The 22,253-nt window shown below is 46.5% G+C and carries 23 protein-coding genes; 20 read left to right on the plus strand and 3 right to left on the minus strand.

What is annotated here, in order from left to right; genetic code table 11:
- Positions 1-107 precede the first annotated feature (107 nt).
- A complete protein-coding gene (locus ASG81_RS24030; RefSeq protein ID WP_056640324.1) occupies positions 108-1,043 on the minus strand; it encodes a phosphotransferase family protein in 936 nt (311 codons plus the stop codon).
- 26 nt (positions 1,044-1,069) lie between these two features.
- Positions 1,070-3,004 (minus strand): ABC-F family ATP-binding cassette domain-containing protein, encoded by a 1,935-nt coding sequence (locus ASG81_RS24035; RefSeq protein WP_056640328.1) that lies wholly within the window; start codon positions 3,002-3,004, stop codon positions 1,070-1,072.
- A 153-nt stretch (positions 3,005-3,157) separates the two neighbouring features.
- On the opposite strand from ASG81_RS24035, the gene ASG81_RS24040 reads away from it, so the two are divergent.
- The 19 genes from ASG81_RS24040 to ASG81_RS24125 all read left to right on the plus strand — a co-directional run bounded on the left by ASG81_RS24040 (position 3,158) and on the right by ASG81_RS24125 (position 20,172).
- Positions 3,158-3,766, plus strand: coding sequence for a 5-formyltetrahydrofolate cyclo-ligase (locus ASG81_RS24040; RefSeq protein WP_235549005.1), 609 nt, complete (start codon positions 3,158-3,160; stop codon positions 3,764-3,766).
- Positions 3,767-3,855: 89 nt separating this feature from the next.
- Positions 3,856-4,335, plus strand: a complete 480-nt coding sequence (gene moaC, locus ASG81_RS24045; protein ID WP_056640335.1) for a cyclic pyranopterin monophosphate synthase MoaC — start codon at positions 3,856-3,858, stop codon at positions 4,333-4,335.
- Between the two features lie 27 nt (positions 4,336-4,362).
- Positions 4,363-4,857, plus strand: a complete 495-nt coding sequence (locus ASG81_RS24050) for a MogA/MoaB family molybdenum cofactor biosynthesis protein (RefSeq protein ID WP_056640338.1) — start codon at positions 4,363-4,365, stop codon at positions 4,855-4,857.
- Positions 4,854-5,906 carry a molybdopterin-binding protein gene (locus tag ASG81_RS24055; RefSeq protein WP_056640341.1) on the plus strand — a complete coding sequence of 351 codons (1,053 nt, stop codon included), beginning with the start codon at positions 4,854-4,856 and terminating at the stop codon, positions 5,904-5,906. Before ASG81_RS24050 ends, ASG81_RS24055 begins: the two co-directional genes overlap by 4 nt.
- A gap of 55 nt (positions 5,907-5,961) precedes the next feature.
- The gene (locus ASG81_RS24060) at positions 5,962-6,195 is read left to right on the plus strand and encodes a twin-arginine translocase TatA/TatE family subunit (protein WP_056640345.1); all 234 of its coding nucleotides are present in this window, start codon (positions 5,962-5,964) and stop codon (positions 6,193-6,195) included.
- 94 nt (positions 6,196-6,289) lie between these two features.
- Complete coding sequence (tatC, locus tag ASG81_RS24065) at positions 6,290-7,078, plus strand: twin-arginine translocase subunit TatC (protein WP_056640657.1); 789 nt, start codon at positions 6,290-6,292, stop codon at positions 7,076-7,078.
- A gap of 117 nt (positions 7,079-7,195) precedes the next feature.
- Entirely contained in the window at positions 7,196-8,362 is a 1,167-nt protein-coding gene (locus ASG81_RS24070) for a YhgE/Pip domain-containing protein (protein ID WP_056640349.1), read from the plus strand.
- 73 nt (positions 8,363-8,435) lie between these two features.
- On the plus strand, positions 8,436-9,026 hold the full coding sequence (locus ASG81_RS24075; protein WP_056640352.1) for a TetR/AcrR family transcriptional regulator: 591 nt from the start codon (positions 8,436-8,438) through the stop codon (positions 9,024-9,026).
- Positions 9,027-9,447: 421 nt separating this feature from the next.
- Entirely contained in the window at positions 9,448-11,280 is a 1,833-nt protein-coding gene (locus ASG81_RS24080; RefSeq protein WP_056640355.1) for a heparinase II/III family protein, read from the plus strand.
- 28 nt (positions 11,281-11,308) lie between these two features.
- Positions 11,309-12,445, plus strand: a complete 1,137-nt coding sequence (locus ASG81_RS24085) for a glycoside hydrolase family 88 protein (protein WP_056640360.1) — start codon at positions 11,309-11,311, stop codon at positions 12,443-12,445.
- A gap of 12 nt (positions 12,446-12,457) precedes the next feature.
- Complete coding sequence (locus ASG81_RS24090; protein WP_056640363.1) at positions 12,458-13,687, plus strand: DUF2264 domain-containing protein; 1,230 nt, start codon at positions 12,458-12,460, stop codon at positions 13,685-13,687.
- A 439-nt stretch (positions 13,688-14,126) separates the two neighbouring features.
- Positions 14,127-14,408: a co-chaperone GroES gene (groES, locus tag ASG81_RS24095; RefSeq protein WP_056640366.1), complete on the plus strand. Its 282-nt coding sequence runs from the start codon at positions 14,127-14,129 to the stop codon at positions 14,406-14,408.
- 74 nt (positions 14,409-14,482) lie between these two features.
- Positions 14,483-16,111: a chaperonin GroEL gene (gene groL / locus ASG81_RS24100; protein WP_056640368.1), complete on the plus strand. Its 1,629-nt coding sequence runs from the start codon at positions 14,483-14,485 to the stop codon at positions 16,109-16,111.
- Between the two features lie 124 nt (positions 16,112-16,235).
- Positions 16,236-16,763 (plus strand): tyrosine-type recombinase/integrase, encoded by a 528-nt coding sequence (locus ASG81_RS33575; RefSeq protein WP_268795819.1) that lies wholly within the window; start codon positions 16,236-16,238, stop codon positions 16,761-16,763.
- Between the two features lie 53 nt (positions 16,764-16,816).
- Positions 16,817-17,005: a site-specific integrase gene (locus ASG81_RS33580; RefSeq protein ID WP_268795824.1), complete on the plus strand. Its 189-nt coding sequence runs from the start codon at positions 16,817-16,819 to the stop codon at positions 17,003-17,005.
- A gap of 58 nt (positions 17,006-17,063) precedes the next feature.
- On the plus strand, positions 17,064-17,270 hold the full coding sequence (locus ASG81_RS31370) for a hypothetical protein (protein ID WP_155971862.1): 207 nt from the start codon (positions 17,064-17,066) through the stop codon (positions 17,268-17,270).
- A 1,098-nt stretch (positions 17,271-18,368) separates the two neighbouring features.
- Positions 18,369-18,800: a DUF6557 family protein gene (locus ASG81_RS24115; protein ID WP_056640375.1), complete on the plus strand. Its 432-nt coding sequence runs from the start codon at positions 18,369-18,371 to the stop codon at positions 18,798-18,800.
- Positions 18,801-18,835: 35 nt separating this feature from the next.
- On the plus strand, positions 18,836-19,360 hold the full coding sequence (locus ASG81_RS24120) for a GrpB family protein (RefSeq protein WP_056640376.1): 525 nt from the start codon (positions 18,836-18,838) through the stop codon (positions 19,358-19,360).
- Between the two features lie 35 nt (positions 19,361-19,395).
- Entirely contained in the window at positions 19,396-20,172 is a 777-nt protein-coding gene (locus tag ASG81_RS24125; protein WP_056640379.1) for an APH(3') family aminoglycoside O-phosphotransferase, read from the plus strand.
- Between the two features lie 435 nt (positions 20,173-20,607).
- Here ASG81_RS24125 and ASG81_RS24130 read toward each other — a convergent pair whose 3' ends face one another.
- Positions 20,608-21,276 carry a FadR/GntR family transcriptional regulator gene (locus ASG81_RS24130; protein WP_081417555.1) on the minus strand — a complete coding sequence of 223 codons (669 nt, stop codon included), beginning with the start codon at positions 21,274-21,276 and terminating at the stop codon, positions 20,608-20,610.
- A 325-nt stretch (positions 21,277-21,601) separates the two neighbouring features.
- Between ASG81_RS24130 and ASG81_RS24135 the strand changes: the two genes are divergently transcribed.
- Positions 21,602-22,246, plus strand: a complete 645-nt coding sequence (locus ASG81_RS24135) for a bifunctional 4-hydroxy-2-oxoglutarate aldolase/2-dehydro-3-deoxy-phosphogluconate aldolase (protein WP_056640385.1) — start codon at positions 21,602-21,604, stop codon at positions 22,244-22,246.
- Positions 22,247-22,253 lie beyond the last annotated feature (7 nt).

Genomic DNA, 22,253 nt, shown 5'->3' on the forward strand with positions numbered 1-22,253 from the left:
TACAGAATTAAGCATTTAACGGGTTAATTATAAACGGCAGGCTAAGGAATTCCTTAGCCTGCCGTTTCGTGTTAAAGCCCTAAAACATATAAACAGATATTCCGGTTTTACTGGTTGGCTGCTCTTTCCAGCAAGCTGAGCATGTAGCAGTCCAAACGCTCGACCATTAACGAATCGGTTAGTCCGGTTACTCCAAATGCGGGCCAGCCTGGATATACAGATGGTGGTCCGAAGAGGACTTCAATTAAAGACAGGAGATCCCAAAAGGGCTCATATTGAAATGTAGAGCCGGCATATTTCTCATATGCTGTCAAAAAAGCATCAGCAGCCGCAACGTCATAGAGCTGAGCTAAATTTAACCGGCAATGGCCAATGTCGATTCCGGCAGGTCCTTGGCATGCATTGACCCAATCGACAACACCGCTCACTTTGTTGCCCGACCACAGTACGTTGGTCGGATGATAATCCCGATGAATAAAGCAGGGCTTCACAGCTGGCCGTGGTCCCTTAACCAATGTAATGACCTTGTGCCAAGACTCAGAATAGCTGGACCAGGACGGAGCTTGTAAGGAAGAAATGTCATTGTATGTGAAATAGGTCCAGGGAAAATGGTCAGCAGCGACGGTATGAATCTGAGCGAGCGCTTCCGCCAAACCATCTATCCACTGGTTCAGATCAGGCGGCTGCAGGACAACAGCACCAACTAGCTGAGACATCAATACAGCAGGTATTCCGCATTCGCTACCAGTCTTGTCAAAAGCAAGGATTCGTGGTGTTTGTACGCCCGTTTTCGCCGCCCATCGCAGGCTTTCCGATTCATGCAGCGGTAAATCGGGCTCTTGGCGCAACCATTCGGCATTGTCGAATTGCCGTAAAACGACTTTTGATTCGACTCCCTTGATTTGCAGCGCAATGCTATGGACAAGGGACGACATACCGCCATGCAGACGATTAATGGATTGAACCGAAGCTTGCGGGTGTACAGCTTCAAGCACCCATTGCAGCAGGCGGTCAGAAAGCTCTTGTTTAGAATCGGCGTCCATTACCTATCCGTCCTCTCTCCTATTTCTTACATATATTGCTCCCATTCCTCATAGGCGGCCGATACAGAGGCTTTGCGGGCTTCCAAGGCAGCTTGGATTTCTTGAATGCGGATATAATCATTGAAAATGGCAGGATCAGCAAGCTGCTCCTCCAACTCGGTAATTTGCTGCTCAAACGACGCTATTTCTTGCTCTAATTGTTCGACTTTGCGCTGCCTCGTGCGTTCTTCCCGTTTGGCTTGTTTGTCAGCCTCGTAGGAGTTTGCAGGCGCATTGTCGGAAATAGCTGAAGATTTCGAGCCTGAAGCTTGTTTTGACAGCGCCTCGAGCCGCGCTTCTTCGATTTCATTTTTTTTCTCTATCATTTCGTCATAATTTCCTAGGAAATGATCGGTTCCTGACGGTTTGAGTTCGACAATGCGTTCAGCCATCTTGTTCAGGAAGTAACGGTCATGTGAAATGAAGAGCAATGTTCCTTCATAATCAAGCAAGGCGGCTTCAAGCACTTCTTTGCTGAAAAGATCGAGATGGTTGGTAGGCTCATCCAAAATAAGCACGTTGGCCTGAGCAAGCATGAGCTTGGCTAACGAAACACGAGCCTTCTCGCCACCGCTAAGCGACGAAATCCGTTTCAATACATCTTCGCCGCTGAATAAAAAATTGCCGAGCACGGTACGTATACGTGCTTCCTCCATATGGGAATAGCTGCCCCAAACCTCTTCAAGAACCGTATTTTGGGCGTTCAGCCTCGTTTGCTCCTGATCGTAGTAGCCGATTTTGACATGGGTTCCAAATCGAATCGTACCAGTTGTCGGCGCATTTTGACCGACAATAACCTTCAGCAGGGTTGACTTTCCAATACCGTTAGGGCCAAGCAACGCGACGGTTTCGCCACGGGTAAGCTGAAAGGAAACATTGCGGAACAGAGGAGTATCCTTGCCAGGAAAAGTAACGGAAACATCATTTATCGCCAGTACGTCTTTACCTGTAGAACGCTCGATTTCAAATGAGAAATGGGCTTTCTTCAAATCACCCTGCGGCTTGTCCAGTCGATCCATTTTGTCCAGCGCTTTACGCCTGCTTTGCGCTCGCTTGGTTGTCGAAGCGCGCACGAGGTTGCGCTGAACGAATTGCTCCATGCGCGAAATTTCATCCTGCTGCTTCTCGAATTGCCGCATATTAATTTCGTAATCGGCAGCTTTCAGCTCCATATATCGGCTGTAGTTTCCAGTGTACCGCTTGGAGGTATGACGCTCGATCTCAATAATCGTTTGGGCGAGCGCATCAAGAAAGTACCGGTCATGGGATACAACTAGAATAGCGCCCGAATAACCGCGCAAATAAGATTCCAGCCAGGTTAATGTCTCAATATCGAGATAGTTGGTAGGCTCATCAAGCATGAGCAAATCCGGCGCTTGAAGCAAAATACGCGCCAAAGCAAGCCGGGTTTTCTGGCCGCCGCTTAGCGTTGAGATTAATGTATCAGCGGGAAAGCTTCCGAAGCCCATCCCGTGAAGAACGCTGTTAATGCGCGTATTGATTTCGAAGCCGCCTTGCTCACGGTACCAGTCTGAACGCTTGGCGTAGCGGTCGAGAGTATCCGCATAGCGTTTCTCGTCCTCATGAAGGGCAGGATCAGCGATTTTGATTTCGAGCTCACGAAGCTCCAGCTCGGCTTCGATTAAATGGGAAAATACAGCACGCATCTCCGCTTCGATGGTTCGATTGGATTGTAAGCCGCTGTTCTGAGCGAGATAGCCAATTTTTGTTTCTTTTGCTTTATGGACAGCGCCCGAATCAGCAGACATTTCGCCTGCAATAATTTTTAGCAGCGTTGATTTGCCGGCGCCGTTTACGCCTACGAGACCGATTCGTTCCCGTTCCAGCACCTGCATGGAAATATTGGATAATACGACATTTACGCCGTAGCTCTTTGTAACGTTAGAAACCTGCAGCAGCATTATGAAACCTCCAACAAATAATTGTAAAGAAAGGATGCTTACCCTACTCATTAGTGTACCATAAACAAGCGCCGGCATTGGCGAAAGTTGCATAACAGTGGTAAACTACAATTAATGAAAGAAAATGATGGGAAGTAGAATAGGTGAATGCTTTTGGTTGAACGAAATCGATTTGGCGATAAGGCTTACATACGAAAAGAGATGGAAATAAAACGGAACAGTTTATCGTCTGAGCAGCGGAAATTGTGGTCACAGTCTGCCTGCGCGAAAGCGGAAGCTTTGCTGGAGAGCCGCTCCGTAACAGCGTTTATGGTGTATCTATCTTTTCGGAGCGAGCTTGATCTATCCCGTCTCATTGAATGGGGCTGGCGGACGGGGCGTGACGTGATTGCGCCAAGATGCATCGCGGAGGACCGCTCAATGACGCTGCATTATTTGCGGAGCTGGGACGATCTTATGGCTGGTGCCTACGGTATTATGGAGCCGAATCCTGCCGTGACTCCGCCAATCGACGATGGCTATGCACCGGATGTCGTGTTTGTTCCGGGCCTCGCCTTCGATCGCCAAGGCGGACGCCTTGGCTACGGCGGAGGATATTATGACCGCTTTGCGGAAACGGTTATTAGAGGAGCCGGCGGGCAAGCCCGGACCTTGTGGCTTGGCATGTCGTTCGAAGCACAGCTCATAGCTAAAGTTCCTCTCGAAGAGCATGATCTAATGATGAGTGGAATGATTACCGAGCAAGACGTTTATTTGCTATAGCGCAAGATTTGAGGAAAGCAATCATCGCGAAACGAAGCTGTTTCCGCTAGAGGGTGGAGCAGCCGTTTACGCCAGAAGGAGCGATAGAGGTGGAGTTGACACATTTTAACGAGCAGGGCCGAGCGCGCATGGTGGACATCTCCGATAAGGAAGTCACTTCACGCACGGCAGTCGCTCAAACCAGAGTTACGATGAACCCGGATACATTAGCACAAATCAAGGCAGGCAAGATCGGGAAGGGCGATGTGCTGGCTGTGGCTCAGGTTGCTGCAGTAATGGCCGCCAAAAAAACAGCAGACTGGATTCCAATGTGTCATCCGCTTCCGCTTACAGGCATAAATGTGATATTCAGCGATAATGGGACGGATGAGCTTTACATAGAAGGCACTGTAAAGACTACTGGAAAAACAGGTGTTGAAATGGAGGCACTCACAGCCGTGTCTGCCGCAGCTCTAACGGTGTATGACATGTGCAAGGCGCTGCAAAAGGATATGATCATTGGGCCGACGCAGCTCGTTTCCAAAACGGGCGGTAAAAGCGGCGATTATCGAATTTCGACAAACTCGTAAGCAGATTAGGGATGGGAGGAATGGTAGATGCGGTGGAAGGTAGCAATATTAACAGCAAGCGATAAAGGCTCACGCGGGGAACGTGAAGATACGAGCGCACAGGTTATTCGTGAGTTAATTGAGGAAGAGCTGGGCGGCGAAATTATCGATTACCGGATTGTCCCGGATGAGCAGGATGAAATTATGGCAGCTATCATTGAAATGACCGAGTATTTCCATGCCGATCTTGTGCTTACAACTGGTGGAACAGGTCTTGCGGAGCGCGATATTACTCCTGAAGCAACGCTTAAAGTCATTGACCGTGCTGTTCCTGGGCTTGCGGAAGCGATGCGTATGGGAGCGCTCCAGAAAACGAGACGGGCAATGCTCTCAAGGGGAGTATGCGGCATTAGAGGCAGCTCGCTCATCATTAACCTTCCTGGAAGTCCGAAGGGCGTCCATGAGAGCCTAATGGCGATCATGGATCAATTGCCGCATGCGCTGGGCATTTTATCCGGACAACTGGGGGAGCATAGCGTATGAGCCAAAAGCAGCAAACAGAGGAAGGCGTAGAGCAGCTAGGATCGACTATTCTTAGAGAGGTGTCGGTATACGATGCGGTTGGACTGCGCTTGGCTCATGATTTGACGCGAATTATTCCCGGTACGTTCAAGGGGCGCTTGTTCAAAAGAGGCCATGTCGTGACGGAAGCAGACATCCCAAATCTTCTCGATATCGGCAAAGAGCATATTTATATTATGGAGCTTGGGGAAGACGAGCTTCATGAGGATGATGCCGCGATTCGAATGGCTGAAGCTTTATATGGCGATCAACTGCTGCTATCCGAGCCGCATGAAGGCAAGGTGAGCATCAAATCGAATCAGCTTGGCTTGGCGGAGATAGACAAAGGAATTGTTGATGCCATAAATGCTTTAGGTGAAATTGCGCTAGCTACGGTCAAGACGAATACAGTCGTTAAGCCGGGACAGCCGCTCGCCGCGACGAGAGCGATCCCGCTTGTTGTCCCTAAAACGAAGGTTGAAACTGTAGAGCGGCTGGCTGATGAATACCGCCGGGCAAATGAAGGCGCGTCGCCGCTGCGCGTACGCCCTTTCCGTAAATTTCGCGTAGGACTGATAACGACAGGCGGAGAAGTCTTTAACGGCAGAATCGAAGATAAATTTGGTCCGGCCGTAAGAAGCAAGCTGGAGGAGCTGGGATCAGAGGTTGGGGAGCAGAGGTTTGCTCCCGATGATCGACAAACAATTGTCAAGGAAATACACTATTTGCTTGATCAACGGTATGATATGATACTAGTGACGGGCGGAATGTCGGTAGATCCCGACGATCGCACGCCAGGCGCGATTAAAGCCTCGGGAGCAGATATCGTAAGCTATGGGACGCCAATGCTGCCAGGCTCAATGCTGCTTATCGGTTATTTAAACGGAGTTCCGATTATGGGCTTGCCAGGCTGCGTTATGCATGATCCGTATACGTCCTTCGATGTTCTTCTGCCGCGTATTCTGGCGGGCGATACGATTGCTCGCGAAGATATCATCAGCATGGGATACGGCGGTTTAAATAGCTGTTAGTTATTGACGCTTACAAAGCAGGTTTACTGCGTAAAGATTTGAGGAGGTTAACGAAATGTCAGGAATAGGTGCAACGGGTATCATACTGCTCGTGTTGGTCGCTTTGCTTCTGTTTGGACCGAATAAACTGCCAGAGCTTGGCCGTGCTTTTGGACGTACGCTGCGTGAGTTTAAGTCTGGAGCCAGAGAAATCATGGACGACGATGATCGCAAGGATAAGGAATCTAGCCGGGTTGAAGTGAATCGCTCGGAAAATATGGATAAAGACAATAAGCGGCTTCCGGATTAATCGGGCCCGCTTTTTTCTTGAACAAAAGGCAGTAAACAGCAGGTAAAGGAGGCTAGCGCAGGTGGGAACGGAAGAAAGCAATAAATCGGAGCGGATGTCACGTAAAGCGATTTTTCGCGAGGAAGGGCTCATGCCGCTTCTAGAGCATATTGGAGAGCTGCGGAAGAGAATCTTTTACGTGCTTATCATACTAACAGTAGGCCTGGTCCTCGGAATCATATTCGCGCAGCCTACCTATAACTTTCTAATGAGCCAAAAGCCGGCAAATACGATTTCCTTACATACGTTTTCACTGTGGGATGGAATAGGCATGTACATGAAATTCGCATTCGTCATCGCTTTGATTTTGGCACTGCCTGTCATTGCCTATCAGCTTTGGGCATTCGTCAAGCCGGCTTTGCGCAAGAGCGAGCAGCGTTCCACGCTGAAATACGTTCCTTTCGCTCTCATTATGTTTTTAATCGGGTTGGCATTTTCGTATTTTGTCGTGTTTCCGCTCGCGTTCAACTTTACAAGAACGATCTCGCAGCATTTGAACCTTGAGGAAACGTATGGCATCGCGCAATATTTTACGTTTATGTTTAATTTATTAATTCCGATATCGCTCCTATTCGAGCTGCCGCTCGTCATCATGTTTTTTACGGCTATCCGTTTGGTGAATCCGAAGCGGCTTCGCAAAATGCGCCGCCTTGCCTATTTCATAATGGTGGTTATAGGAGTTATGATTACGCCGCCGGATTTCATATCTGATATTTTAGTGGCCATCCCATTAATCATTTTGTATGAAGTAAGCGTGTTTCTATCCGGAATGGTTCACAAAAAACAGCTGGCGGCTGATGCCAAATGGGAAGCGGAGTATGGGGAATCGTATAATAAGGTCTAGAAGGAAGAAGGGGAAAAAGTCCTCTTCTTTTTTTTATTGACAAAACAAACCATCCTGCGTAATATTTAAACAAACGTTTAAAACGGTTGTTTAAATAGAGAACAGGAGTGGATAAGCATGAAAAACGCACTGCAAGCTTTTATGAAACGTCCGACAACATGGATCGGCATGATTACCGCATTAATGTTTCAGGTTATTTTCTCGGTCATTTGGATGACGGGCTACAACGGCGTCACGGATCGCGTCGAGCAGCTGAAAATTGCGGTCGTTAATGAGGATCAGCAGATGGGACAACAGATTGCGGGCAATTTAATACAAAATTCGCCATTCGATATGAGACAGGTTGACAGCATCGACGAGGCAAAGCAGCAGCTAAACGAGCGTGAGCTTCAGATGGTTGTGTATGTGCCGGCAGATTTCTCACAGAAGTCGACAGCGGCAGACGGTTCAGCTTCCATCCAATATTTCATCAATGAATCGAATCCGGCGCTTATTAAGAGCATCATGAGCGGCGCTGCGGCACAAATAACGGCGGAGGTTAACCGTCAAGCGGTTGCCAGCGGCATTCAAACGGTGCTGGGCAATATGAGTATGCCGGCCGAACAGGCAACGGCAGCAGCGCAAGGATTATCGCAGCGCGTCACGACCGATATCCAAACTACGAATGCGGTACAAGGAATGAACAACCAGATGGTACCGATGATGATGGTGCTTGCCTCCTATGTCGGCGCTATGATCATGGGGATGAACTTTGAGCAATCTTCAATGGCCGTAAGCGCGACTGTCGGCAGATGGCACCGTTTTGCCGCAAGAAGCATGATGAATGTTGCGGCAGCCGTGCTCGTATCGTTAGCGGGCTCGACCCTGCTTGCATCCTTTGGCGGCCAAATGGCTCAAGGGTTCCTTCATATTTGGCTGTTTCAGCTGCTGTTCTTGTTAACCTTCATATTCGTTTCCCAAATGTTTCTTTACATGTTCGGGATGGCCGGCATGCTGTTTAATATTATCGCTTTGTCGGCACAGCTTGTTACCTCGGGCGCAATCGTACCGCGTGAATTGCTGTCTGATTTCTATATCAAGCTTGGCGATGCCCTTCCGGCTACTTATGCGGTAGAGGGCACGATGAACATCTTGTTCGGCGGTCCGGCTGCAACGTCTGACGCATTGACGCTCAGCATAATCGCAGTTATTGCACTAGCGGTTAGCGCATTAGCCGTAGCGGTGAAACGTCAAGCTGTTCCCCAGCAGCAGCCATCCGCGGTCATTGCCGGACAAAGACGATAAGAGTAAACCCGGTCTTGCTGTTTGTCTGCAAATACGACAAAATAAAAGAAATACGCTTCTATGGAGGACCGTCATGACAACAGGAGATGCGGATATAAAAATTAGAATATTGTTAGCGGCCAAAAAGCTGTTCGCCCAATACGGCTTTGAAAAAACGACCGTTCGGCAAATATGCGAGGAAGCAGGCGCTAACGTCGCGCTCGTGTCGTATCATTTTGGCGGTAAAGAAAATATGTTCGGCGCGATATTCGAGAGTTTTATTCCTAACTATCAAATTGCCGGGGTAGACCCCTCCCTGGATCCCGTGCAGGGTATAAAGCTCATCATTCGCGAGGTAACGAAGTTTCGTTACAGCGATAAGGAGCTGGTATGCATCATCCAGCAGGAAATTATAATGAACACGGACCGCATTAAAAAAATACGCGAGCATGTCATGCCGACGTGGAGGCTGCTTCGCAGGTGGCTTAAGCAGGGCGGGGAGCAGGGTCTGTTTCATTTCCGGTCATTAGATACTACATTGATGAACATCGTCGGCACACTGTTATATCATAGACATATGGAATATTGGGCCGTATTGCTCGAGGATGAGCCTCCAACGCTTGAAATCATGACCGAGGAATTGACGGCGTTCATTATGGGCGGATTGCAATATAAGGATAATTAGCCGGAACTGAGAAATACCGTACGCGAGCGCTCGCTGTACGGTATTTTTTTGCAAAGAGAAGAAAATCAATATAGCGGCATAGGTCATCAAAATAATAAGGAAGTTTAGGTAGACAAGCTTCCCTTCTGCAAATAATATTGGAATAAACTGCCGATGCAGTTATGGAAGGGAGTGTGTTTGGAGGGGGAAAAGGGTAACGGCTTAGGCAATATTTTTGAGCGGGAAGTAAAAATAGTTTTAATTGTAGTCAAAATAGTAGTATGGATACGAATGACGGCGTTGCTAAAATGATAAATGGTCTTCATTCAGATTCGTTCTCCTGCCATTTGAGGAGAGTTTGGATAAACAAATAGATGAAATTATAGTTCATTCTTACTTTGTCAATTGAACAAGGGCTAAAAGAATAGGAGCGATATAAATCATGAAACGCAAGCTGATAAAGGAGATACTTGAGTATAGCAGAAAGCGCGGGCTAGCGCTGCTCACTTTGGACGGCGCAGCTGAAGGGCTGGCGGCAAGTTTGCTTGCGTCTGAATCGAATCGGACACTTCTTGAGGAGATCAAGGCGGAAGCTGAACGGTTTGTGCAGACGCCGGATCCTGAGCTTACGTATGCGCTCTTTCGCATATACGGCGATACGGGCGAGCGGTTAGCGTATGAGCGTGTTTATTTTGAACGGCGCAAGAGGCTGAACGCTTTCGTCATCATGGCGCTGCTGGAGCCGGATAATGCGGTTTATGAAGCTGCAGCGCTAAATGTTATTTGGTCGGTTTGCAATGAGTTTACATGGTGCCTGCCTGCCCATTTTAATGCGGGAGCAGAGAGGCCGGACATCGATTTATTTGCTGCTGAGACAGGCTTTGCGCTTAGTGAGATTTTATGGTTATGGGGAGACCGGTTGCCTGAATTGCTGCGCAAACGGATAAAGGCCGAGGTAGAGCTGCGGATTTTGTGTCCTTTTTTGGAGCAGGGCCCATACGGGTGGGAGACGGCTGAGCACAACTGGTCCGCGGTATGCGCAGGGTCGGTTGGCGCTGCCGCACTCCATCTCATAGACGATTCAGAGCGGCTGTCCGGGGTGCTCGAGCGGGTGCTCGCATCGCTTGATTGCTATTTGACCGGCTTTGGGGAAGACGGGGCGTGCGCGGAGGGTTATTTGTACTGGCAGTACGGTTTCGGTTACTACGTTTATTTCGCTCAGCTCTTAAAGGCGGCGACAGACGGCGAAATCAACCTATTTGCTTCAAGCAAGGTAAAGGAGATCGCACTCTTTCAGCAGAAATGTTTTACAGGCGGCCGTACCGTCGTCAATTTCTCTGATTCGCCTTCCGAAAGCGGTATCTTTATGGGGCTTAGCTGCTGCTTGCACCGTGAATATGAAGAGGTGACCGTACCAGATGCGAGCCTTAGAGCAGACTATTCAGCAGATCACTGCGGCCGATGGGCGCCTGCGATCCGAAATTTGCTTTGGCTTAAGGATTCATGGATGGAGGCTTCCGGTAAAAAAGCGATCTGGCCTGCCGAATCGCATTATTTGCCCGATGTGCAGTGGCTTTTGTCCAGACATGTCAGTAAGGATGGCGGCAGCTGCAGCTTTGCGGCTAAGGGCGGCCACAATGAGGAGCCTCACAACCATAATGATGTGGGCCACTTTATCGTGCATGCGGACGGACAAGCTTATTTGGCTGATTTGGGCAGCGGTAAGTATACGGCGCAGTATTTTGGCCCTGAGCGGTACATGCTTTGGTGCAACGGTTCCCAAGGACATTCGGTCCCGGTTATTGACGGCTTTCATCAGCAAAATGGGCCTTCGTTCCATGCAACAGTCAAGGAGATCTATACCGGCGGGCGGTATGATCAGCTTGTTTTGGAATTAAGCTCTGCTTACGGGTATTCCAAGCTTGAGCAGCTGGAGCGCCGGTTCCACTGGGAGAAAACCGGTCTGCCGGCCTTAACGCTGACCGACACGATTTTGTTTTCGGCAGGCAGCGGTGAGCCGGCAGAGAGGCTCGTTACGGAGCGGTTCATCACGCTGCTTGCTCCCGAGTTGGTTAAGGAAGGACGAATTCTCCTATTAGGGAGTCGTCAATTAAGCATTGCCTACGATCATAAGGTATGGAAGCCTATCGTAACTTCACGAAGCGATATCGATCATTTCGGACGCGAGCGGTTCTGGTATACGCTTGATTTTCAAGGAGCAGCCGCTGCAGGGGTGCCTTTGACTGCGACGTTTATTTTTCAATTTGACTCATAATATGACTAAATTGCTGCTAGGAGAGGGAATGGACATGGAACAGATCAATTGGGTAAATGACGCTTGGGAGAAAGTACATGAGAAGGTAACGAGAACGAGCAGCCGCATCGGCGCAAGATTTCCGCATGCAAGCGTGGACGGGACCTATGTGCTGGAAGCGCCCCACTGGTGGACGGCGGGCTTCTGGCCGGGCTTGCTTTGGTTATTGTACCGCGATTCGGAGTCGAAGGATGACCGCTATAAGGACATTGCCGAGGCATGCGAGCAGCAGCTCGATGAGGTGCTGGCCGGGTATGACCGATTGGATCATGATATCGGATTCATGTGGTCGCTTACGAGCGTAGCCCGCTATAAGCTGCTGGGCGAGGAGCAATCGCGCAGACGCGCGCTGCTTGCTGCGAGCGTATTGAGCGGCCGTTTTAATATAAAAGGAAATTATATAAGAGCATGGAATCCATGGAGCGAAGGCGACCGCAACGAAGGCTGGGCGATCATTGATTGCATGATGAATTTGCCTTTGCTATATTGGGCCAGCGAAACGACCGGCGATCCGAGATTCAAGCATTTGGCGATGGCTCATGCGGATACGGTTCTGAACTATTTTATCAGGACGGATGGCTCGGTCAATCATATCGTGATCTTTGATCCGCAAACCGGTGAATTCGAAAGCGTAAACGGCGGCCAAGGCTTTGCGCCGAATTCGGCTTGGTCACGCGGCGCGTCGTGGGCGATTTACGGAATGGCGCTTAGTTACCGGTATTCGGGCGAGGCTAGATACCTGGAAGCGGCGAAGCGGGTTGCGCATTTCTTCCTTGCGAATTTGCCTGAGGACTCCGTGCCGCATTGGGATTTCCGTTTGCCGCCGGGCGTCGAGCGGTTTCGCGACACATCGGCAGGCGCTTGCGCGGCCTGCGGCTTGCTTGAAATTGCGAGAGCGGTCCCGGAAGAGGAGTCGGAGCTGTATCAAGCGGCTGGAGAGAGAATACTGCGCTCCATGTTCGAGAATTACGGAGCTTGGGACAATCAGGCGGAAGAAGGCTTGATCCTGCATGGGACAAGCCATTATCCGGAGCGGAGAAATATGGATGTGCCGCTTATATACGGCGATTATTTCTTTGTAGAAGGCTTGGCGCGGCTAAGAGGAAATTCCGTAACTTTTTGGTAGAACGGAGGAGGAATGACATTGAAAAGCAGACCTCAGATCGGCAGTCCGATTCCGGATCGCGAATATTGGCTGGAGCAGCTGTTAGCCATTAGCAAGCCTGTACTCGCGGCGCTTGCCGAGCGCCGTCTCAAAGAACGGATGCCGATTGAAATCGCGGAGACTGACGGAGCGAATGAAGCGGAAAGGGCTGCAGCATCGGCGGCGCTTTTGGCTGACCGGGCAAAATATACGCATTTAGAAGCGCTTGGACGGCTCCTGTCCGGCATGGCCCCGTGGTTAGAGAATCGGCGGCTTTCCGGGGCCGAGGAGGAGATGCGCAGCCGTTATGCCGTGCTTGCCCGTGAAGCCATAGATGCCGGCACCGATCCGGCATCGCCGGATTATATGAACTTTAGCGATGGCTTTCAGCCGATTGTCGACGCGGCTTTTTTGGCGCAAGCGATCCTGCGGGCTCCTGAAGAGTTAGGAGAGAGACTTGAGAAGCGCGTGAAATCAAATGTGATTGCGGCGCTGAAGCAAACGCGGACGAGGAAGCCTGTTTTCTCGAATTGGCTGCTATTTGCGGCAACGATCGAGGCGGCCTTGTTTAAGCTGGGAGAGAGCGACTGGGATCCTATGCGGATCGATTACGCTCTAAAGCAGCATGAGCAGTGGTATTTGGGTGATGGGACCTATGGCGACGGACCGGAATTTCATTGGGATTATTACAACAGCTTCGTGATCCAGCCGATGCTGGTTGATGTGCTTGCCGCGGTAGGCGATCAATACGGGGAATGGGACGCGATGCGGCCTGCGGTTACGGACCGTGCCCGGCGCTATGCGGCCGTTCTGGAGCGGTTGATTGCACCCGATGGAACGTATCCGCCGATTGGACGATCGCTGGCTTACCGCTTCGGCGCTTTCCAGAGCTTAGCCCAAAGCGCCTTGCTTGATGCTTTGCCGGTAGGCGTCAGCGCGCCGCAGGTGCGCTGCGCATTGACGGCAGTCATTCGCCGCACGATGGACATGTCTGGCAACTTTTCGCCGGAAGGCTGGCTGACGATCGGCTTATGCGGCCATCAGCCGGATATCGGCGAGCGTTATATTTCGACGGGAAGCCTTTATTTATGCTCCGAGGTATTTTTGCCTCTGGGCCTGCCGGGCGAGCATCCGTTCTGGAGCGGCGTAGAAGAGGCATGGACTTCGAAGAAGGCATGGTCGGGACAAGCTTTTGGCATAGACACGGCTTTGAAGCAGGTTTAAAAAGCAGGGGCTGACTCGGAAGCCAAATGGCTGCAGGGGCTTTTTTTGGGCCAAGCATCGTTCGTCGGCGGGCGGCGGTTTAATTCAATTTTTTTCAATAGGGTTGTCTCTCAGGTTGTTAGATCTTTTGAGATAGCCCTTTTTTATTTGCCGCTGTCAGGCTGCGCTTGATTTTGAACGCTTGGATCAAAAGTTTGTTCGGGATCATAATGGGGAATCTTGCGGCGGGAATGTGATTCGCGTGAACGGTTAAACAGAAGGTCGAAACGGAAATGATTGCTGCTGCATCGGGGAGAGTGTAAATTAACGGAAAATTTAAAACCAAGCACTTGAAATTAACATTGAAAATGAGTATGATAAAAATAGTTGTTAGCACTTGAAGGTTTCGAGTGCTAACGAGAATAAAAGAAGCGACAAATATTGAAGGAGGCTATTTTCAATGATCAGACCTTTGGGTGAACGCGTATTGATCGAAGCAATCGCGAAAGAAGAAACAACCGCTAGCGGTATCGTATTGCCGGATTCGGCAAAAGAAAAGCCGCAAGAAGGTAAAGTGGTAGCAGTTGGCAGCGGTACGCTGAAAGATGGCGTTCGTGTTGCTTTGGAAGTTAAAGAAGGCGACCGCGTTCTTTTCTCCAAATATGCAGGTACTGAAATCAAATACGATGGCAAAGAGTATTTGATTATGAAAGAAAGCGAAATTCACGCGATTTTTGAATAGCAGCCCGCTTCGGGACACATAGAAGGCAAGACTAAGCAGTTCTACTTAAACTATTTTTGGGAGGTTTTACGTTAATGGCTAAGGAAATTAAATTCAGCGAAGACGCTCGTCGCGCAATGCTGCGCGGAGTTGACGCACTTGCAAACGCAGTTAAAGTAACACTAGGTCCAAAGGGACGTAACGTTGTACTTGAGAAAAAATTCGGAAGCCCGCTCATCACGAATGACGGCGTAACCATCGCGAAAGAAATCGAGCTTGAGGACGCTTTTGAAAACATGGGCGCTCAACTCGTTAAAGAAGTAGCAACAAAAACAAACGACGTAGCAGGTGATGGTACGACTACCGCTACTGTTCTTGCACAAGCGATGATTCGCGAAGGCTTGAAAAACGTAACGGCTGGCGCTAACCCTATGGTTATCCGCAAAGGCATCGAGAAAGCGGTTAAGGCTGCTGTTGAAGAGCTGAAAGCAATCTCGAAACCTATTGAAGGCAAACATTCAATTGCACAAGTTGCTTCGATTTCGTCCGCTGACGATGAAGTAGGCCAATTGATCGCAGAAGCAATGGAAAAAGTCGGCAACGACGGCGTTATCACTGTAGAAGAGTCGAAAGGCTTCGTAACAGAGCTTGAAGTGGTAGAAGGTATGCAATTCGATCGCGGTTATGTATCTCCATACATGATCACAGATACAGATAAAATGGAAGCGGTTCTCGACAACCCTTACATCCTTATCACTGACAAAAAAATTACGAGCATTCAAGAGATCCTTCCGGTTCTTGAGAAAGTCGTTCAATCCGGCAAACAATTGCTAATCATTGCTGAAGACGTAGAAGGTGAAGCTCAAGCTACACTAGTAGTTAACAAGCTTCGTGGAACATTCACTTGCGTAGCGGTTAAAGCTCCAGGCTTCGGTGACCGTCGTAAAGCTATGCTTCAAGATATCGCTGCTCTAACAGGCGGCCAAGTCATTACAGAAGAGCTCGGCCTTGAGCTGAAATCGACTGGCGTTGAATCGCTTGGTTCCGCTCGTCAAATCCGCATTACAAAAGAAACGACAATTATCGTTGACGGCAGCGGCAACTCCGCTGACATCGTTGCCCGCGTGAACCAAATCCGCGCTCAACTGGAAGAAACAACTTCCGACTTCGACCGTGAGAAGCTTCAAGAGCGTCTTGCAAAACTGTCCGGCGGCGTAGCAGTAATCAAAGTCGGCGCAGCTACAGAAACAGAATTGAAAGAGCGCAAGCTCCGCATCGAAGATGCCCTCAACTCCACTCGTGCAGCGGTTGAAGAAGGTATCGTATCGGGCGGCGGTACAGCCCTCATTAACGTATATAGCGCTGTTGCTGCTGTTAAAGCAGATGGCGACGAGCAAACGGGCGTTAACATCGTTCTTCGTTCCCTTGAAGAGCCGATCCGCACAATTGCAGCTAACGCAGGCCAAGAAGGCTCCGTTATCGTTGAGCGTCTTAAAAACGAAAAAATCGGCGTAGGCTACAACGCAGCTACCGGCGCATGGGTGAACATGTTCGAAGCAGGTATCGTTGACCCTGCTAAAGTAACGCGTTCGGCACTACAAAACGCAGCTTCCGTTGCGGCTATGTTCCTGACAACTGAAGCAGTTGTTGCCGACAAGCCAGAAAAAGACAAACCAGGCATGCCTGATATGGGCGGAATGGGCGGAATGGGCGGCATGATGTAGGGTTTCAGCCCTTACATTTGTGAAATAGTCTAGGCTATTTCAGCCCAGTTTGAGAACTGGTCACGTTAAAAACTATTTTCTAAAATAAAGACTACTTCCTAAAACCAAGGAGGTAGTCTTTTTTATGTTGTTGAAATTTGAGTATTGTATTCAGTATGAGTTTGTAAGTGTAGAAGAAATTACTTATAACCATGTGCGTCAGCATCTTTCGACTTGTCTAGAACGAGGTAATAAAGCAGGCTCAATCAATACTAAGCTTTTGCGAATCAGAGCCTTTCTGAACTACATGGTGGAATGCGAAGTTATAACGAAGAATCCTGCCAAACGAGTGAAAATGCAAAAAGAGGATGTCAAGATTGATGTATTCACTGATGAACAAATACATCAGATGCTGAACTTCTACAGACGTATTAAGCAATGTGAAAAAAGTTATGTTGCTTATCGGGATTATATGATGATAGTGACTTTACTCGGAACTGGAATAAGACGAGGTGAAATTATTAATCTAAAGTGGTCAGATGTTGATTTTATTAATCAAAGTATTACCGTTTTCGGGAAAAGTAGAAGGAAAGATACTCTCCCGATAACTGAAAAGTTATCTAAAGAATTAGCGGCATATAAGATTTTTTGTAAACAGTATTGGGAGATTTAAGTGACTTTATTTTTGTGAAAAGAGATAATACTCAAATGACTGAAAATGCGTTGATGTTAGTTTTCAAGTATCTTGGACAAAAAATGAATTTTAAAGAAGTTAGGGTGTCCGCAAACACTTTTCGACATACATTTTGTCATCGACTTGCTATGTCTGGTATGAGTGCTTTTGCAATTCAAAAGCTGATGAGACATCAAAACATTGCAGTCACGATGAGGTATGTTGCTATGTGGGGGGAATGAATTGAGAGAGCAAAATGATAAGTACAATCCGTTAAATACATTGGATGTTTGAATTAAGATGACGAATAAAAGCTTATTCACCATTGACGATTCAGTTACACACAGCCTTCAACAAATTGCAAGAAATCATCTGAAACTCACTTTAGAGCATAGTTCAGCAACAACCACTACTGAACGGCGCAAAGCCATCATGTCAGAAGTCGAAGTGCTTAAAGTTCAACGTGATAATCTTCTAGGAAGAAAAGATTCGGTTGCTATTAGTTAGAAATGAATAAAACTGGAAATTAAAGTGTAAACGGATGTATACTCTTTTCTATGCAAGGACGACTTCCCTACAAAATAGGGACTTGCTTAGTTGTCCTTGCTACTTGCTTAAGATGAAGGGAAGCACGATCCATCAACTTTCTGAGGGGTTGGGGTGAAGACTGCTTTTTCTTCGTATGTGCATATATGCTTCATGCTCTATCAGTTGCACTAGGCTCGCTCATCTGCAACAAGGGTTTATCACAAGCTAAGGGGTCGTGATGTTCTAATGTCGGAAGGTAAGTTCGTTGGCTACAAGGTAATGTTCGACGTAGGAAAATTCAAAGTGGTTGCCTACATGGAGGAAGACCGCTACAACGTGTGGAAGTATTTCAGAGATCAGAGCATAACAGATGTATGTGTAGAAGAAGTTGAATTGGAACTAAGCTATTTCCTTGGTTGATTCGAAATGAAAAACAACTTACACTCGTCAGTTTAACGCTCCATGCCCACATACGACTTAGAGCGCTTCCTGCTGCTATACGCTCTTGCAGGGTGGATGATGCACTTTGTTGAGTATTATCAACAGCACTCAATATAGTAAGACTATTGCAGTTTAGGAATTGGAATATTAAAGAACAGTATCCTATGCGTGATAAGAAACAGGATATGAAATCAAATTGATAATGTATGAGGGGTATGCAGAGTGGGGGAAATAACTGCGAAGTGTCAAGTTTGTAGTAAAAAGTACAAAATGGAGCATTATAAAATTGGATTAACAATAAATTGTCCCATTTGTAATAACTTAACAGAAGTTGTCGTAGTTAAATACAGTAGTAACTCTAGATACCAAATAACTTACAAACAGTTTAGTAACCTTTTGTTTTATGAACCACATAGTAAAGTAATTTTACCCATCATTAAAAAATGGTTTAACTGTGAAGCGATTTTCAATGGAAAAGTTATGGTATTTAAGACTGGTACAGGAGAGTTCTCTGTTGAGAACATACATAAAGAAATTCAATGTAACCCCAGATTACAATATGATTTGTATCAAGAAGCGATGACGTTGTGGAGATAATATCATTTTAGAAGAGTAATTTTATGGATTGGAGGAAGTATGCAGACATTCAAAGAGTTGATTGCCATTACAGATTTTTCAAAGGTATGGCAAAAGTATATTGTCCATTATTCAAATAAAAAGGACAGACTTGAAAAGTTTAGTATGCTATATGAAAAACTGAAATTGACTTTACCTGCAGATAACAAAACTAACATGTACATTTATATCAATGTGTTCCAAGAAGAAATTGATAGTGAATCGATCTTTATCAATGAGTTTGATGAAGATGATGATTCACTCTTTTTTGACGTTAGTGGTAAGGACGACGAATGGACTGGCTACTCTATAGTGTCAAGCAAATTTAATGAATGGCTAGGCTACTACATTAACAAGAAGTCATTAGATACTATGTCAAGTGAAAGCTTTATTGCCCATTGCCTTTGGGAAATGACGTTCTATTATGGATATGATGATACAGTGGCTAAATAAAATATGGATTCAATGTAAGGATTGGAAGGTGAAAAATGCGGAAAACTGAAATAGTTCCTTGGACTGAAAAATGGAATGAATTATATCATATCGAATCACGAAAAATTGCATCTGTACTAGAAGGAGAAATGATTGAGATACACCATATTGGAAGTACATCAGTCAAACAGATTGGATTTGCAAAACCAATAGTTGACATTTTGGTTGTCGTTAAGGACGTCAATAACCTTGATACATATAACGATCAGATGGAAGCCTTTGGTTATACTCCAAGGGGTGAAAATGGAATCCCCAAAAGACGCTATCTCACTAAGGGTGGTCAGCAAAGAACGCATCATGTTCATTGTCATCAGATTGGCGACGAAAGAATAGATGCTCATTTGAGTTTTAAGCAATATATGATTGAGCATCCAAACGATGCGAAATCTTACGGAGAATTAAAACAGCGACTTGCCGCAGAGTTTCCAAATGATGTTCATTTGTATCAGAGTGGCAAGGAAGAGTTTATAGATGGCTTGGTAAGAAAAGCGTTGGAATGGGTTAAGAATCAAGAGAACTGAAAAGGGAAAGAACGAAAAGGAAGGGAGCAATATAGATGATGAATGATCTTCCAAGCAGTGTGGCACATAAGACTATTGGGTATTCGTGGGAGAAGATAACGATTGGTGAGTCAGAAGCTAGTACCTTTTTTCTTAGAGGTAATAAAAATAATCTTTACCTAAAAGTTCAACCCAATAATGCTGTGGAAAATCTTCACCATGAAAAGGAAAGATTAGAGTGGTTACAAGGAAAGTTACCAGTTCCAGAGGTTGTTTTATATGATAAAGACGAAACAAATGAATATTTGCTTATTACAGCAGTGACAGGTGTAAATGCATCTGATAAGTCAAACGGCAGTAATGTATCTTTAATGATAAAAGAATTATCATTGGGGCTAAGGGTGATACATGCGGTGAATATTGATGATTGTCCATTTAATCATAAATTAGATATGAAGATTGAACAAGCAAGAGAAAGGGTACGCAAACAGCTAGTAGACGAAGAAGATTTTGATGATCTACGAAGAGGGCAAAAAGCAGTGAATTTATTTGAAAAACTTATTTCACAAATGCCCAGCAGTGAAGATTTGGTTTTCACACATGGTGATTATTGCCTTCCAAACATCATTATCCATGAAGGTAAAGTCAATGGCTTTATTGATTGGGGAAGGGCTGGTATTGCTGATAGGTATCAGGATATTGCATTGGCAGTCAGAAGCATAACCAGAAATTTCGGTAAGGAATATACAGAGGTGTTTCTTGAAGAGTATGGTCTTGCTCAAATAGATAGAACAAAGATCGAGTATTATCAACTACTAGACGAACTTTTCTAAGGTGAAATTGCAAGTGCTAAGGTAGATAAATGAGAAGCTTCATATAAGCATCATCATTCGATGGTGCTTTTTTTATGTCCATTAAAAGCCCATCAGATAGTCTTGGTTACATTATAAGTTCAGGAGAATAATTGATGTCATCGGAGACTACGCCTGCCTTTGAATGTAGTGAGAAAACAGATTAGTTTGTTGAGGTGCGTTTGAATGATCCTGTAGGCTCAAATTCAATCTCTGGCTGACTTGGCATACCTGAATCGTTGACACTGAAGATAGGCTTATGTGTACTGTAAAGGGCTTCAATAACCTCTGACTTGTATTCGTGCGTGATGGAAACTTTCATATCACCTGCGAAGATCAACAGGTTCATCTTGTTCTTATCAAGCTGCTTGTTAACAGCATTGACCTTGCCCCGAATAGATGGACACGAAGAAAATGTTACTTCTTTAATGCTTCAAGCATGTCGCAGATATGACTATGCATGAGTTGACTTGCCTGCTCACTGTGTCGTTCCTCAATGGCGATCGCAATTAAGATGTGATAATTGGATGCTTTGGTACGCATATGAGGCAAGGTGTTTGTCTGCTTGCGACCTTCGGAGAGAAGGGGATAGATTGACTCCAGCATGCGAAATAGGACAGGGTGCTGTGCTGATTCTGCAATGAGATGATGGAAGGAAAGATCGGTATCTAGATATGGACCCCCTTCTTCCATCTGGTTAACCATAGAGTCAGCCAGCGCACGAAGCTGCATGACTTGGGAGCGCGTAGCATGCTCTGCACTTAAGGCAGCCAGTTTGGGTTCAATGAGCAGTCTTGCTTCCAGTAATTTGACGAGAGAAATATCCCCCAGTTCCTTAAGGTCTGCAGTAGGGTCTTCCAACAATAATGGATCGTTACGTACATACATTCCCCGTCCATGTTCGATACTGACATTTCCTTGGCTTTCCAGAGTCCGCAGCGCTTCTCTTACAGTGGATACACTAACAGCCAGGTCCTTAGAGATCTCTTGCAACGTTGGTATACGTGATCCGGGCGGCCATTCCCCACTAATAATTTTCTGTTTAAGTACATCTATTGTCATTGCAAAGGTCGTTTTTTTCATCATAACAATCCCCTGTGTATCTTCATATTAGGTTTATATTAACATAATCGGACAAGCATCTCCTAATCGTATTTAATTATTGACATCTAGAAATAAAGATACTATGATACCTTCATAAAGATCAGATCATTAGTTAATAAAATGTGACTAAACGAAATATTATATGTAATATCCTATTATTAGATCGGATCTATAGATGTTAATATTAGATCTATTATATATAGATATGATCTATAAAAAGAGTGCCTGTCGTTGTAACTGAGGAGGAGGATAGGATGGAAGTCGTAACTTTTGGAGATTCCATGGTTCTGTTTGAGGTGGAAGTATCATGAACAAAAAGGAACAGCTGCAGCAGTTAAAGGATTCCGGCATCGTTGCAGTCATTCGTAGGCCTCCGTATAACAAGGTCATTCAGATTACGGACGCGCTGGTTTCAGGCGGCGTAGGAGCGCTGGAGGTTACGGTTGATACAGACAGGGCATATGAAATTATTGCTCAGTTGAAAGAGAGATATGAAGGTAAAGCCCTAGTTGGCGCAGGTACAGTATTAGATGAACAAACAGCGAAGGCAGCGATCGAAGCTGGAGCTGATTTTATATTCTCTCCGATCCTGGATGAAGCTACGATCCGTCTAACCAATCAATATGAAAGGATCTCGATTCCAGGGGTCATGACGCCGACAGAAATCGCGAAGGGGTATCAATACGGAGCAGACATGCTTAAAATTTTCCCGGGCTCCTCATTGGGTGTCAACTATATAAAAGAGCTATCGGCTCCACTTGGACATATTCCGATGATGCCAACGGGTGGAGTTACTTTGGACAATGTAGGCCCATTTATTCGCGCAGGTGCCGTGGCCGTCGGAATAGGGACTTCATTAACGGACAAGAGAGCGATTGAAGAAGAACGGTACGATGTGCTTACAGATTTAGCTCGACAATTCAGACTGGAAATCAAAAAAGCCAGAGAATAGGGAGAGG

Origin of the sequence: Paenibacillus sp. Soil522 (assembly GCF_001428245.1) — a bacterium.
GTDB lineage: Bacteria > Bacillota > Bacilli > Paenibacillales > Paenibacillaceae > Pristimantibacillus.

Excerpts from the sequence above, each read along its gene's own strand:
- ASG81_RS24035 (WP_056640328.1), bottom strand. The coding sequence starts at position 3,004 with ATGCTGCTGCAGGTTTCTAACGTTACAAAGAGCTACGGCGTAAATGTC.
- ASG81_RS24085 (WP_056640360.1), top strand. The coding sequence starts at position 11,309 with ATGGACATGGAACAGATCAATTGGGTAAATGACGCTTGGGAGAAAGTA.
- ASG81_RS33580 (WP_268795824.1), top strand. The coding sequence starts at position 16,817 with ATGTTAGTTTTCAAGTATCTTGGACAAAAAATGAATTTTAAAGAAGTT.
- ASG81_RS24115 (WP_056640375.1), top strand. The coding sequence starts at position 18,369 with ATGCAGACATTCAAAGAGTTGATTGCCATTACAGATTTTTCAAAGGTA.
- ASG81_RS24075 (WP_056640352.1), top strand. The coding sequence starts at position 8,436 with ATGACAACAGGAGATGCGGATATAAAAATTAGAATATTGTTAGCGGCC.
- ASG81_RS31370 (WP_155971862.1), top strand. The coding sequence starts at position 17,064 with ATGACGAATAAAAGCTTATTCACCATTGACGATTCAGTTACACACAGC.
- ASG81_RS24055 (WP_056640341.1), top strand. The coding sequence starts at position 4,854 with ATGAGCCAAAAGCAGCAAACAGAGGAAGGCGTAGAGCAGCTAGGATCG.
- ASG81_RS24090 (WP_056640363.1), top strand. The coding sequence starts at position 12,458 with ATGACATTGAAAAGCAGACCTCAGATCGGCAGTCCGATTCCGGATCGC.
- ASG81_RS33575 (WP_268795819.1), top strand. The coding sequence starts at position 16,236 with ATGTTGTTGAAATTTGAGTATTGTATTCAGTATGAGTTTGTAAGTGTA.
- ASG81_RS24030 (WP_056640324.1), bottom strand. The coding sequence starts at position 1,043 with ATGGACGCCGATTCTAAACAAGAGCTTTCTGACCGCCTGCTGCAATGG.
- groL (WP_056640368.1), top strand. The coding sequence starts at position 14,483 with ATGGCTAAGGAAATTAAATTCAGCGAAGACGCTCGTCGCGCAATGCTG.
- tatC (WP_056640657.1), top strand. The coding sequence starts at position 6,290 with ATGTCACGTAAAGCGATTTTTCGCGAGGAAGGGCTCATGCCGCTTCTA.
- ASG81_RS24130 (WP_081417555.1), bottom strand. The coding sequence starts at position 21,276 with ATGATGAAAAAAACGACCTTTGCAATGACAATAGATGTACTTAAACAG.
- ASG81_RS24070 (WP_056640349.1), top strand. The coding sequence starts at position 7,196 with ATGAAAAACGCACTGCAAGCTTTTATGAAACGTCCGACAACATGGATC.
- ASG81_RS24080 (WP_056640355.1), top strand. The coding sequence starts at position 9,448 with ATGAAACGCAAGCTGATAAAGGAGATACTTGAGTATAGCAGAAAGCGC.
- groES (WP_056640366.1), top strand. The coding sequence starts at position 14,127 with ATGATCAGACCTTTGGGTGAACGCGTATTGATCGAAGCAATCGCGAAA.
- ASG81_RS24060 (WP_056640345.1), top strand. The coding sequence starts at position 5,962 with ATGTCAGGAATAGGTGCAACGGGTATCATACTGCTCGTGTTGGTCGCT.
- ASG81_RS24135 (WP_056640385.1), top strand. The coding sequence starts at position 21,602 with ATGAACAAAAAGGAACAGCTGCAGCAGTTAAAGGATTCCGGCATCGTT.
- ASG81_RS24125 (WP_056640379.1), top strand. The coding sequence starts at position 19,396 with ATGATGAATGATCTTCCAAGCAGTGTGGCACATAAGACTATTGGGTAT.
- ASG81_RS24120 (WP_056640376.1), top strand. The coding sequence starts at position 18,836 with ATGCGGAAAACTGAAATAGTTCCTTGGACTGAAAAATGGAATGAATTA.
- ASG81_RS24050 (WP_056640338.1), top strand. The coding sequence starts at position 4,363 with ATGCGGTGGAAGGTAGCAATATTAACAGCAAGCGATAAAGGCTCACGC.